10 protein-coding genes are annotated in these 12,816 nt (G+C 73.0%); 3 read left to right on the forward strand and 7 right to left on the reverse strand.

The annotated features are described in order from the left end of the window. Positions 1–205 (forward strand): PH domain-containing protein (locus EYA84_RS14975; protein WP_131053685.1); only part of this gene is annotated, 205 nt, incomplete at its 5' end. Here EYA84_RS14975 and EYA84_RS14980 read toward each other — a convergent pair. Then, a complete protein-coding gene (locus tag EYA84_RS14980) occupies positions 199–1,125 on the reverse strand; it encodes a 2-hydroxyacid dehydrogenase (RefSeq protein ID WP_131053686.1) in 927 nt (308 codons plus the stop codon). The genes EYA84_RS14975 and EYA84_RS14980 overlap by 7 nt on opposite strands. Before the next feature lie 157 nt (positions 1,126–1,282). On the opposite strand from EYA84_RS14980, the gene EYA84_RS14985 reads away from it, so the two are divergent. Both EYA84_RS14985 and EYA84_RS14990 read left to right on the forward strand, forming a co-directional pair. Next, positions 1,283–2,383 carry a sorbosone dehydrogenase family protein gene (locus EYA84_RS14985; RefSeq protein ID WP_236145774.1) on the forward strand — a complete coding sequence of 367 codons (1,101 nt, stop codon included), beginning with the start codon at positions 1,283–1,285 and terminating at the stop codon, positions 2,381–2,383. A gap of 66 nt (positions 2,384–2,449) precedes the next feature. After that, a complete protein-coding gene (locus tag EYA84_RS14990) occupies positions 2,450–4,042 on the forward strand; it encodes a metallophosphoesterase (RefSeq protein ID WP_131053688.1) in 1,593 nt (530 codons plus the stop codon). Between the two features lie 454 nt (positions 4,043–4,496). On the opposite strand, the gene EYA84_RS14995 is transcribed toward EYA84_RS14990, so the two are convergent. From EYA84_RS14995 to EYA84_RS15020, 6 genes are all read right to left on the reverse strand, one after another. Beyond that, complete coding sequence (locus EYA84_RS14995; protein WP_131053689.1) at positions 4,497–6,854, reverse strand: 1-deoxy-D-xylulose-5-phosphate synthase N-terminal domain-containing protein; 2,358 nt, start codon at positions 6,852–6,854, stop codon at positions 4,497–4,499. Positions 6,855–6,979: 125 nt separating this feature from the next. Beyond that, positions 6,980–8,473 (reverse strand): Asp-tRNA(Asn)/Glu-tRNA(Gln) amidotransferase subunit GatB, encoded by a 1,494-nt coding sequence (gene gatB, locus EYA84_RS15000; protein ID WP_131053690.1) that lies wholly within the window; start codon positions 8,471–8,473, stop codon positions 6,980–6,982. 97 nt (positions 8,474–8,570) lie between these two features. After that, complete coding sequence (locus EYA84_RS15005; protein ID WP_131053691.1) at positions 8,571–9,761, reverse strand: Ig domain-containing protein; 1,191 nt, start codon at positions 9,759–9,761, stop codon at positions 8,571–8,573. Between the two features lie 159 nt (positions 9,762–9,920). Then, a complete protein-coding gene (gatA, locus tag EYA84_RS15010) occupies positions 9,921–11,396 on the reverse strand; it encodes an Asp-tRNA(Asn)/Glu-tRNA(Gln) amidotransferase subunit GatA (RefSeq protein WP_131053692.1) in 1,476 nt (491 codons plus the stop codon). Further along, positions 11,393–11,698, reverse strand: coding sequence for an Asp-tRNA(Asn)/Glu-tRNA(Gln) amidotransferase subunit GatC (gene gatC, locus EYA84_RS15015; RefSeq protein WP_088995614.1), 306 nt, complete (start codon positions 11,696–11,698; stop codon positions 11,393–11,395). The genes gatA and gatC overlap by 4 nt, the downstream gene beginning before the upstream one ends. A 186-nt stretch (positions 11,699–11,884) precedes the next feature. Next, on the reverse strand, positions 11,885–12,816 hold a 932-nt coding region (locus tag EYA84_RS15020; RefSeq protein ID WP_236145773.1), incomplete at its 5' end, for a bifunctional diguanylate cyclase/phosphodiesterase.

The raw sequence follows: 12,816 nt of genomic DNA on the forward strand, positions 1-12,816 counted from the left end.
CCTCGCCGGGCTGCGCCTGCGGGCGCTGGCCGGGCAGCGTCGGATCCCCTGGGACCAGGTCGCCGAGTTCGGCGCCGATCCCCGGGGCCGGGCGGTCGCCCGACTCGACGACGGTGAGCAGCTCGTGCTGCCCGCCGTACGCCGTGAGGACCTGCCCCGGCTGGTGGCGGCGGCCGGGCGGGGCGAACCCGAGACGGCTCAGTAGCCGTCGACCACCACGTTCTCCGGCCGCTCACCGGCGGCGAACCGGCGGATCTGCTCGCCGACCAGCCGGTACGCCCGGGGCAGCAGCCCGCGTACCGAACCGGCCACGTGCGGGGTGATCAGCACGTTGGGCAGCTCCCAGAGCGGGTGGTCGGCGGGCAGCGGCTCCGGATCGGTGACGTCCAGCGCGGCGGAGATCCGGCCGGTGGACAGCTCGGCGAGCAGGGCCTCGGTGCGGGCCACCGGCCCCCGGGCGGCGTTCACCAGCAGCGCGCCGTCCGGCATCGCGGCCAGGAACTTCTCGTCGACCAGGCCCCGCGTCTGCGCGGTCAGCGGCACCAGCAGCACCACCACGTCGGCGTGCGGCAACAGCTCGGGCAGCTCGTCGACGCCGTGCACCCCCTGCTCCGGCCGGGCCGTCCGGGCGACCAGCGTGAACTCCACCTCGAACGGCGCGAGCCGGTCCCGCACGGCGGTGCCGATCGACCCGGCCCCGACGATCAGGACCCGCTTGCCGGCCAGCTCGTCGGTGGGCGCCACCTCGTCGTACGCCCACCGGCGCTCGGCCTGGGCGCGGACCATCTCCGGGAAGGCCCGCAGTCGGGACAGGATCGCGGTGACCACCCACTCGGCGGTGGACGGGTCGTGCACACCCCGGGCGTCGCAGAGCATCACCCCGTCCGGCACCCGGCCGGCCCAGGCGTCCGCACCGGCGGAGAGCAACTGCACCACCGCCAGATCCGGCAGTTCGTGCGCGAACGGGACGATCTCCCGGGTCGCGAGGAAGGGCGGCACCCAGAACCGGACACCGTCGACCGACGAGGGGGGCCTCGCCGGGTCCTCCATCGTCTCGACGACGGTCTGCGGAGGCAGCTCGCCGAGCAGGGCGTGACCGGACTCGTGCGGGATCCATACCTTCACGCCAGCCGACGATAGACCCGTCGTGCGTACCGCCACCGGGGCGGGGGTCCGCCGACCTCCACGCCGACCCGGACAGCGGGCTAGGCTCGGGCGGGTGAGCGCTCCCCCGTACTCCCCGGCCCGTCGGGTCCGCGGGTTCCTCGCCGCCTCCTGCACGATGCTGCTGCTCGCGGCCACCGGGTGCAGCCTCGGCGAACCGGAACCGGATCCGGCCGGCGAGCCGCCGAACCTCCCGACCCCGTCGGCCAGCGCCCCGGGCGGCGGCCAGGAGGTGGTGGCCACCGTGCTGGCCCGGGGGCTGCGGGTGCCGTGGGGCATCGCCTTCCTGCCCGACGGCGGGGCACTGGTCACCGAACGCGACAGCGGCCGGATCGTCCAGGTCGGCCCGGAGTCGAGCCCGGACGGCCTGCGGATCACCGAGCGGCAGACCGTCGACGACGTGGTCGCCTCCGGCGAGGGTGGCCTGCTGGGCATCGCCGTGTCGCCGGAGTTCGCGCAGGACCGCACGGTCTTCGTCTACTACACCGCCGAACAGGACAACCGGATCGCCCGGATGCGGCTGGGCGAGAAACCCACCCCGATCCTCACCGGCATCCCCAAGGCGGGCGTCCACAACGGCGGCGGCCTAGCGTTCGGCCCGGACGGGCAGCTCTACGCCAGCACCGGCGACGCCGGGGACACCGACCAGTCGCAGGACGTCAAGAAGCTCGGCGGCAAGATCCTGCGGATCACCACCGAGGGCAAGCCCGCGCCGGGCAACCCCTTCCCGAACTCCCCGGTCTGGTCCGTCGGGCACCGCAACGTGCAGGGCATCGCCTGGTCCGGCGACCGGATGTACGCGGTGGAGTTCGGCCAGAACACCTGGGACGAGATCAACCAGGTGACCAAGGGCAAGAACTACGGCTGGCCCGAGGTCGAGGGGCGCGGCGGCGACAAGGAATACGTGGACCCGATCGTGCAGTGGTCGACCGACGAGGCGTCCTGCTCCGGCCTGGCCGCCAGCGAGCGGCTGCTGGCCACCGCCTGCCTGCGCGGACAGCGGCTCTGGCTGGTCGAGCTGACCGACACCGGCACCGTGCTCGGGCAGCCGCAGGCGCTGCTCACCGAGGAGTACGGGCGGCTGCGGGCGGTCGCCGCCGCGCCGGACGGCTCTCTCTGGGTGGGCACCTCCAACCATGACGGACGCGGTCGACCCGCACCAGAGGATGACCGCTTGTTGCGGCTTGTTTTCGCAGGTGGCGGCGCCGGGCGAAGCTGAGGCATCCTCGACACGCAGCACCTCGGGTTTGCCAAGATCCTCAGGCGGGCAGGTCAGAATCTCAGCATGGACGATCACGAGAACGAGAAGCCGCACCGCGATCGGGACGGGGACGACCCGACCGGTCGTCCGCGTCGCTTCGTCTCGCTACGGCGCGCCGCCGCCGATTCGCCCCGCGCCGGGCGGCGCCATGGGCTGCGCCGGCTCGGGGCCGGGCTGGCGCTGCTGGTCGTCACGCTGACCGGGGTGCTGCTCGGGGTACTCGCCGGAGGGCACGTCAGCACCGACATCGGCCCGTTCCAGGCCCGGCTCTCCGTCGCGCCGGCGGTCAACGGCAGCACCACCGTCGACATCCCGCCGCTGGGCGCGCTGCTGCTGGACAGCCACGACGGGCCGACCCGGCTGACCGTGGAGCTGGGTGCGCTGGACCAGGGCCGCACCGAAGCCCTGATCGACGACCCGGCGAGCATCAACCGGGCCACCCAGTCGGCCGTCGACGACGTCCAGGAGGGTGTGCTGCGGCTCGGTCTGCGTACCGTCGGCGCGACCGTGCTGGCCACGCTGGTGCTGGCGCTGCTGGCCTTCCGGGACACCCGGCGGGCGGCCTGGGCCGGCGCGCTGGCGCTGGTGATCAGCGCGGGCAGCCTGGGCACCGCCGCCGCCACCGTGCGGCCGCAGGCGATCGAGGAGCCCACGTACGAGGGGCTGCTGGTCAACGCCCCGGCGATCGTCGGTGACGTCCGCAAGATCGCCAACGACTACGGCCGGTACGCCGAACAGCTCCAGCGGCTCATCGGCAACGTCACCCAGCTCTACACCACCGTGTCGGCCCTGCCGGTGTACGAGCCGGAGCCCGGCACCACCCGGGTGCTGCACATCTCCGACATGCACCTCAATCCGGCCGCCTGGCAGCTCATCCGGACGGTGACCGAGCAGTTCGGCATCGACGTGGTGATCGACACCGGCGACATCACCGACTGGGGCAGCGAGCCGGAGGCCTCCTACGTCGGCTCGATCAGCCTGCTGGAGAAGCCGTTCGTCTACATCCGGGGCAACCACGACTCGCCGCGTACCGCTGCGGCGGTGGCCCGGCAGCCGAACGCGATCGTGCTGGACAACACCACCGCGACCGTCGCCGGGCTGACCATCGCCGGCATCGGCGACCCCCGCTTCACCCCGGACAAGAGCACCTCACCGGCGAGCGGCGGCCTGAACCAGCCCACCGCCGACGAGCTGATCGCCACCGGTGACAAGCTGGCCGCCACGGTCCGCAGTTCCCCCCGGCCGGTGAACATCGCACTGGTGCACGACCCGGCCTCGGCCGGTCCGCTCTCCGGCACCTGCCCGCTGGTGCTCGCCGGCCACACCCACGACCGGCGGGTCAACACGCTGCCCGAGGTGCCGGGCGAGCAGCCGACGACGCTGATGGTGCAGGGCTCCACCGGCGGTGCCGGGCTACGCGGCCTGGAAGGCGAGGAGCCGACCCCGCTGGCGATGACCGTCCTCTACTTCGACCAGGACAAGCAGCTCCAGGCGTACGACGACATCACCGTCGGCGGCACCGGACAGGCGCAGGTGAACCTGGAACGCACCGTGGTGCAGCCGCCGACTCCGCTGCTGACCCCGCCGCTCACCCCCACCCCGACACCGACCCGCTGACAGGAGCGACTTCTCCTACGTCCCCAGGCACGCAGAGGCGGCCCCGGCTCGGGGTTCTGGCTCGCCGCTTGCGGCTCGGTCTCGCGGCTCGCTGGTGTCGGTCTCGGCTGCTGTCGAGCTGAACCGCGCATGCTGTCGCGATCCTCGACCGGCCCGAGATACTCCTCGACAGCAGCGGCGAGGACGACCCGACCGGGGTGCTCGCGGAGGTCTCCGGCGGTCCGCTCGGTGCCGGTCGCGGTAGGTCGCTCACCGTCGTGAGCGACCTACCGACGACGGCCTGCGCGACCCGTCCATGCCGTCAGCTCGAAAGGGCCCGGACCCGATACCGCGACCTCCGCACGCACACCCACCCCACCCCGGGGTGGGGCGACGGGGACAGGCACCGACCGGGGTTCCGAACTGACGGCACGAGGTCGATCCGGGCCGCTCGCTCCAGCAGCACCGGCCGAGGTCAGCGCAGGGCGAGAGCGGCCAGGGCGGCGTTGACGATGCTGCCCGGCAGCAGGTCGTGCAGCTCGTACAGCTCGGCGACGTTGCCGGACTGGCCGAACTCGTCCACGCCGAGCGGCACCGCCGCCGCACCCACCGCCGAGCCGAGCCACGCCATCGCGTGCGAGGCGGCGTCGTGCACGCTGACCACCGGCACCCGGTCGGCGAAGGCGGACCGCAGCGCGCCCGGCACGCTGGGCACGGTGGCGGTGCGTACGCCCTGCCGCAGGGTGCGCTGCCAGGCGCGGTAGAGGCGGTCCAGGCTGGTCACGTCGACCACGTGCGCGGCGACGCCCTCGTCGGCCAGTTCCGCGGCGGCGGCGAGCACCTCGGGCAGGACCGCACCCGAGGCGGCCAGTTGCACCGTCGGCGCGTCGGTCAGGTGCGGGTACGCCTGGTGCGCGTCGACCAGCCGGTACGCCCCAGCCAGCACCTGCCGGCGCAGCACCGCGTCACCGAGCCGGGCCCGGGCCGCCTCGAACGGCGCCTGGTCCAGCGGGCGGGTGCTCAGCCGGAAGTAGTACGCGCCGTCCTCGGCCGGCGCGGCCGTCGGCACCGGCTGTGGCGCACCCGCGATGTGCCCGAGCGCGTCGCAGAGCAGCCAGTCCAGGCTGACCGCGTACGCGGGCTCGACGAAGGTCACGCCGGGCAGCTCCAGCCCCACGCTGGCGGTGATGGTCGACTGGTGCGCGCCGCCCTCCGGGGCGAGAGTGATGCCGGACGGGGTGCCGGCCACCACGAACCGGGAACCGGAGTACGTGCCGTAGAGGAACGCGTCCAGCCCGCGCAGCACGAACGGGTCGTAGACGGTGCCCACCGGCAGCAACGGTTGGCCGGACAGGTCCCAGGCGAGCCCGAGTTGGCCGAGCAGCAGGAACAGGTTCATCTCGGAGATGCCCAGCTCGATGTGCTGCCCCTCGGGGCTCTCCGTCCAGCGCAGCATCGTCTCCGACGACCAGGAGCGCTGGGCGGTCGGGGCGAACACCCCGGTCCGGTTGATGAACCCGGCGAGGTTGGTCGACGTGGCCACGTCCGGCGCCGTGGTCACCAGGTACTTCCCGACCTGCGGATCCCGGGCCAGGTCCACCAGCACCCGTCCGAAGACCTCCTGGGTGGAGATCGGCTTGTTGGCGCGTACGTTCGTGGCCTGCGGGACGGTGACCCCGAGCGCACGCTCGCGGGGCGCGCGGGACAGCGCCTCCCGACGCTGCCCGGCCCGGATGCCGGCCGGGGACGCCGGGTCGAGGCGGTCCCACTCGGTGTCCCGGGTCAGGTCGTGTCCGGCCCGCAACGCGTCGACCTGCTCACCGGAGAGCAACGCCGAGTGGTTGCGCGGGTTGCCGGCGATCGGCAGACCCCACCCCTTGACCGTGTACGCGAACACCACGCTCGGACGGTCGGTCACCGCGTCGCACTGGGCGTACGCGTCGAGCAGCGCCGCCAGGTCGTGCCCGCCCAGGTCGGTGACGAGCGGGCCCAGGTCCTCGTCGGTGATGTCGGCGATGAACGCGGCGATGCCGTCGGGCGCCCCGTCCAGGAACTGCTCGCGCAGCGCCGACCCGGTCAGCCCGAACAACGACTGGTACTGCTCGTTCGGCATCTTGTCGATCCAGTCGCGCAGTGCCGCCCCGCCCGGCCGCTCGTACGCCTCGGCGAGCCGGCGACCGTACTTGACCTCGACCACGTGCCAACCGGCCGCCTCGAACTGGCCGCGCCACTGGTCGATGCGGACGCCGGGGACGACCCGGTCCAGCGACTGCCGGTTGAAGTCGACCACCCACATGACACTGCCGAGTCCGGTGGTGGCCGGGTCGGCGACCGCCTCCCAGATGTTGCCCTCGTCCAGTTCCGCGTCACCGATGAGCGCCACGAACCGGGAGTGCGGGCGCGCGCCGAAGTGCGCGTCGACGTACCGCCGGGTCACCGCGGCGAACAGCGGCGCGGCGGCGCCGAGGCCCACCGAGCCGGTGGAGAAGTCCACGTCGTCCGGGTCCTTGGTCCGTGACGGGTACGACTGGAGTCCACCCCGGGCCCGCAGCGTGGTCAGGTACGACCGGTCCAGGTTGCCGAGCAGGTACTGGATGGCGTGGAACACCGGTGAGGCGTGCGGCTTCACCGCGACCCGGTCCTCGGCGTCGAGATGCGCGAACCACAACGCGGTCATCGCGGTGACCAGGGAGGCGCTGGACGCCTGGTGTCCGCCGACCTTCACCCCGTCCCCGGTGCTGCGGTCGTGGTTGGCCGCGTCCACGATCCGGGTGGCAAGCCAGAGCACCCGGCGCTGGATCTCGTCGAGGACGTCGATGTCGTGCTGGTTCACGGTGACTCCAGGGGTCCGGCACGTCGTCGTTGACGCCCGGTCGGGGGGACAGGGGTGGTGGTGCGGATGCAAGGAAGGGACCCTTCCTATACACCAGACGGTAAGAAGGGTCCCTTCCTTACACCTCAGGCGCCGAGGCGCTCCAGGATCAGCTCGCGGACGGTCTTGGCGTCGGCCTGCCCGCGCGTGGTCTTCATGACGGCGCCGACCAGCGCGCCGGCTGCGGCGACCTTGCCGCTGCGCACCTTGTCGGCGATGTCGGGGTTGGCGGCGATCGCCTCGTCCACCGCGGCGGTCAACGCGCCGGTGTCGGAGACGACCTCCAGGTTCCGGTTGGTCATGATCTCGGTGGGCGTACCCTCGCCCGCGACCACGCCCTCCAGCACCGTACGGGCCAGCTTGTCGTTGAGCTTGCCGGCGTCGACAAGCGCCTGGAGCTCGGCGACCTGCGTCGGGGTGGCGCCCACGTCGGCCAGTTCCACGCCGGTCTCGTTGGCCCGCCGGGACAACTCGCCCAGCCACCACTTGCGGGCGGCGGCCGGGGTGGCACCGGCGGCGATGGTGGCCTCGATCAGCTCCACCGCGCCAGCGTTGAGCACCGACTGCATGTCCAGGTCGGAGAGCCCCCACGCCTCCTGGAGCCGGCGCCGGTGCAGCCGGGGCAGCTCCGGCAGGGCCGCCTTCAGCTCGGCCACCCAGGCGGTGTCCGGCGCGAGCGGCACCAGGTCCGGCTCGGGGAAGTAGCGGTAGTCGGTGGCGGTCTCCTTGGACCGGCCGGGGGTGGTGTCGCCGGTGTCCTCGTGGAAGTGCCGGGTCTCCTGGGTGATCCGCCCGCCCGCGTCCAGCACCGACGCCTGCCGCAGCATCTCCGAGCGCACCGCCCGCTCGACCGAGCGCAGCGAGTTGACGTTCTTGGTCTCGGTGCGGGTGCCCCACTCCTCGCCGGGCAGGTTCAGCGACGTGTTCACGTCACACCGCAGCGACCCCTCCTCCATCCGCACGTCGGAGACGCCGAGCGAGCGCAGCACGTCCCGCAGCTCGGTGACGTACGCCCGGGCCACCTCGGGGGCGAGAGCGCCGGTGCCCGGGATCGGCTTGGTGACGATCTCCACCAGCGGGATGCCGGCCCGGTTGTAGTCGACGAGCGACTCGGTCGCGCCGTGGATCCGGCCGGTGGCACCGCCCACGTGCAGCGTCTTGCCGGTGTCCTCCTCCAGGTGCACCCGCTCGATGCCGATCCGCACCGTCTCGCCGTTCACCTCGACGTCCAGGTAGCCGTCCACACAGAGCGGCTCGTCGTACTGGCTGATCTGGAAGTTCTTCGGCATGTCGGGGTAGAAGTAGTTCTTCCGGGCGAACCGGCACCACTCGGCGACGGAGCAGTTCAGCGCCAGGCCGATCCGGATGGTCGCCTCGATGGCCGCCTTGTTGGCCACCGGCAGCGAGCCGGGCAGGCCCAGGCAGACCGGGCAGACCCGGGTGTTCGGCTCGCCGCCGAAGTCGGTCGGGCAACCGCAGAACATCTTCGTGTTCGTGCCCAGCTCGACGTGGGTCTCCAGGCCGATCACCGGCTCGAATCGCGCGACGACCTCGTCGTACGCGGGCAGCGTCGTGGTCATGAGAACTCCAGCTTTCGGGCGGTAGCCGGCCCGCGCCGGCATCCGGACACAACGCCGCCCAGCCTAGCCGCTCCGCCCACCTGGCCTCGGTCGGGCGTCACCCCGCGGTGAACCCCTGCCGACGGCGGTACGCCACCACCAGCAGGATGCCGCCGATGCTGAACGCCACGACACCGAGGAGCATCAGCACCAGGGCCGAGTTCTCCCCGGTGACCGGCAGCCAGGCCCCGGTCGTCCGGGACGGCGACGGCGCGGCGGCGGTCGGCGTCGGGCTCTGCGACGGCGCGGTCGGGTACGCGGTCGGCTGCTCGGTGGGGGTCGGCGAGACCGACGGGGTGGCCGTCGGGTCGGGGTAGACGACCAGCGACACCTCCTCGGTGTCGCTGGTCGCGGTGCCGGTGGCGCGGACCGTGAAGTCGAAGCTCCCGGCGACGGTCGGGGTGCCGCTGAGCAGGCCGTCCGCCGCGAGCACGAGCCCGTCGGGCAGCGCCCCGGCGGCCAGCCCGAACCGGATGTCGGAGTCGCCGTCGGCGGAGAACCGGAACGAGTACGCCTGCCCGGCCGTGCCGCGTGGCGGGGCGGCCGAGGTGACCACCACGGCCGGCGTGGCGATCACCAGCGTGACCTCCTGGTGTCCCTGGAAGCCGTTCGCGTCGGTCGCCAGCAGGTCCAACCGGTAACGGCCGGCCTGGCTGGGGCTGCCCGCGAGGACACCGGCCGAGGAGAGCGACAGGCCCGGCGGCAACGCGCCCGAGCCCAGCGAGACGGTGTGCGGGGCGGTGCCGCCCGAGACGACGAACCGGTGCGTCGGGTAGACCTGCCCGACGTACCAGGGCGAGACCGGCGCCGGTGAGGTGACGGTGACGACCGGCTGCGCCACCACCACGGTGACCTGGTGGTCGGCGAACTCCCCGCTCGGCGAACCGGTGGCCCGGACGGTGAAGGCGAAGCGACTCGCCACGGTGGGCGTACCGGTCAGGGTCCCGGCCGAGGAGAGCGCCAGACCGGGCGGGATCGCGCCGGCGACCAGCGAGAACCGGATCTCCTCGTCGCCGGTGGCGGTGAAGGTGTGACCCGGGTACGGCTCGTGGGCGGTCACCCCGGACGGCGGCGGGTCGGAGGTGACGGCGATGGTGACGACCGCCGGATCCACGATCACCGGATCGACGGCGGCCGGATCCACGATCAGCGGATCGGCGACGACCGGTGCTGCGGCAGCGGGCGCGGCGACGCCGATCAGCAGCATCGTGAGCACCGAGACAATCGTGATCGGCCGCAGCGTCTTCATCGCAGTTCCAGTCGGCTAGAAGCCCATGCTTGCGTTTCGCCAGCGGCTCGGACTCTATCCAACCCTCGCACGTCACCATGCGTTATGAGTCCGAACGGTGACCTCGTGTCACCGGGGGGCCGAGGACCGGCGGGGCGGCCGGAGCCGCCCCGCACGGCGTCACAGCGTCGGCGGCGTGAAGGTGCCGACCGCGCTCTCCAGCGCGGCGGCGACCCGGTACATCCGGTCGTCGGCCATCGTCGGGGCCATCACCTGCAACCCGACCGGCAGCCCGTCCGAGAGGCCGCACGGCACCGAGATGCCCGGGCCGCCGTACAGGTTGGTCGGGATGGTGTACAGGTCGGCCAGGTACATCTGGTACGGGTCGGAGGTGCGCGCACCCAGCGGGAACGCCACGAACGGCGTGGTCGGCGAGATCAGCGCGTCGACCCGCTCGAACGCGGCGGTGAAGTCGCGGGTGATCAGCGTACGGACCTTCTGCGCCTGCCCGTAGTACGCGTCGTAGTAGCCCGACGACAACGCGTACGTGCCGAGCATGATCCGGCGCTTGACCTCGGGGCCGAAGCCGGCCTCCCGGGTCAGCGACATGACCTCCTCCAGCGACCGGTTGCCGTCGTCGCCGATGCGCAGGCCGAACCGCACACCGTCGAAGCGGGCCAGGTTGGAGGAGCACTCGCTCGGGGCGATCAGGTAGTAGGCCGGCAGCGCGTACGCGAAGTTCGGGCAGGACACCTCGACGATCTCCGCGCCCAGCTTCGTCAGCGCGTCGACGGCCTCGTTGAAGGCGGCCATCACGCCCGGCTCGGCACCCTCGCCGACGAACTCGGAGACGATGCCGAGGCGGACCCCGGTCAGGTCGCCGGTCGCACCGAGCCTCGCGGCGGCCACCACGTCCGGCACCGGGGCCGGGATGGAGGTGGAGTCACGCGGGTCGTGGCCGCCGATCGCCTCGTGCAGCAGCGCGGCGTCCAGCACGGTACGCGCGCACGGGCCGGGCGTGTCCAGCGAGGAGGAGAAGGCCACCAGGCCGTACCGGGAGGTCCCGCCGTAGGTCGGCTTCGCGCCGACGGTGCCGGTGACCGCGCCCGGCTGGCGGATCGAGCCGCCGGTGTCCGAGCCGATCGCCAGCGGTGCCTCGTACGCGGCCAGTGCCGCCGCGCTGCCCCCGCCGGAGCCGCCCGGGATGCGCCCGGTGTCCCACGGGTTGCGGGTCGGCCCGTACGCCGAGTACTCCGTCGAGGAGCCCATGGCGAACTCGTCCATGTTGGTCTTGCCGAGCATCACGGTGCCGGCGGCGCGCAGCCGCTGCACGATCGTCGAGTCGTACGGCGGGCGCCAGCCCTCCAGGATCTTCGAGCCGACCGTGGTCGGCACGCCCCGGGTGGTGAGCACGTCCTTGACCGCGACCGGCACTCCGGCCAGCGGGCCCAGCTCCGCTCCGGCGGCCCGCCGGGCGTCCACCTCGCGGGCGGCGGCGAGCGCACCCTCGGTGTCGACGTGCAGGAAGGCGTGCACCCGGTCGTCGACGGCGGCGATCCGGTCCAGGTGCGCCCGGGTCACCTCGACCGCCGAGGTCTCACCGGAGGCGACCAGCCCGGCGATCTCGGTGGCGGTGAATCTGGTCAGCTCGCTCACGATGCCACATCCTCGTCCAGGATCCGCGGAACGCGGAACCGCTGCTCCTCGGCGTCGGGCGCGCCGGACAGCGCCTCCTCGGGGGTCAGGCACGGCGTCACGACGTCCTCGCGGAGCACGTTGGTCAACGGCACCGAGTGCGAGGTCGGCGGGATGTCGGCGGCGGCGACCTCGCCCACCTGGGCGACCGCCTGGAGGATCACGTCGAGCTGGCCGGCGAAGGTGTCCAGCTCCTCCTCCGTCACGGCGAGCCGCGACAGTCGCGCCAGGTGCGCGACCTCCTCGCGGGAGATGGCGGCCATCGGTGCCCCCTTCGTGGCTGTCCTGCGTCTGCGTACGCCCACCGCGCGGCGTGCGACGCGACGCGCGGTGACCGGAGCGAGTCTATTGTTCCGCGCCCGGCCCGCCGTCCCCGGCTCCCCGGGGCGTCCGGCCCACCGACCCGGGGACCCGTCCGGGCGGCGGTGTCGCAGCGGCCCGGCCGAGGGTCACCGAGGGCTGCGGCGGGGTACGTCCGGCTCGTCGTGGCCGCCGAGCGGGCGCACCGGTCGGTACCGACCCAGCCAGGCGACCAGTTCCTCGGCCGGCATCGGTCGGGCGTAGAACCAGCCCTGCGCGGCGTCGCACCCGGCCGCGTGCAGCATCCGCCAGGTCTTCTCGTCCTCCACGCCCTCGGCGACCACCCGCAGCCCGAGCGCCTTGCCCAACTCGATCGTCGACCGGACGATCGCCGCGTCGTCGGAGTCCTCGGTCATCCCGAGGACGAAGGACCGGTCGACCTTCACCTCCGACAGCGGCAGCCGGCGCAGGTGTTGCAGTGACGAGTAGCCGGTGCCGAAGTCGTCCAGTGCGATGCCGACCCCGATCCGGTGCAGGCGGGTGATGGTGGTCAGGACGCGGCGCGGGTCGGCCATCAACGCACCCTCGGTGATCTCCAGTTGCAGCCGTTCCGGCGCCACGCCGTACCGGGTCAACCGGTCCGCGATCTGGTCGGCGATCTCGCCGGTGTGCAGATCCCGCACGCTGACGTTGAGCGCCGCCCGCAGGCCCAGACCGGCCGCCGACCACTTGGCCACCTGCTCGACCACGTCGTCCACCACCCGACGGGTGAGCAGGCGCATCACCGCGCTCTGTTCGGCGACCCGGATCAGTTCCTCCGGGTCGACCATGCCCCGGCGGGGGTGCCGCCACCGCAGCAGCGCCTCGACCCCGACCACCTCGCCGGTGGCGATGGCGACCTGCGGCTGGTAGTACATCGTGATCTCGCCCGCGTCCCCGGCCGGATCACCGCCGATCGCGGCACCGGCGAAGGGTGTGCCCTCGTCACCCGGCCGGTGGGCGCCGACCGGTCCGGCCCACGGCTCGCCGGGGACCGCCGCCGGGTCGACGGGCGTCACCTCGACGAGCAGGCCCTCGGTGA

It is taken from the genome of Verrucosispora sp. SN26_14.1 (genome assembly GCF_004307965.1).
In the GTDB taxonomy this organism is placed as follows: Bacteria; Actinomycetota; Actinomycetes; order Mycobacteriales; family Micromonosporaceae; genus Micromonospora.

Coding starts and splice junctions, on each gene's coding strand:
- EYA84_RS14985 (WP_236145774.1), top strand. CDS start 1,283: ATGCTGCTGCTCGCGGCCACCGGGTGCAGCCTCGGCGAACCGGAACCG.
- EYA84_RS14990 (WP_131053688.1), top strand. CDS start 2,450: ATGGACGATCACGAGAACGAGAAGCCGCACCGCGATCGGGACGGGGAC.
- gatB (WP_131053690.1), bottom strand. CDS start 8,473: ATGACCACGACGCTGCCCGCGTACGACGAGGTCGTCGCGCGATTCGAG.
- EYA84_RS15005 (WP_131053691.1), bottom strand. CDS start 9,761: ATGAAGACGCTGCGGCCGATCACGATTGTCTCGGTGCTCACGATGCTG.
- gatC (WP_088995614.1), bottom strand. CDS start 11,698: ATGGCCGCCATCTCCCGCGAGGAGGTCGCGCACCTGGCGCGACTGTCG.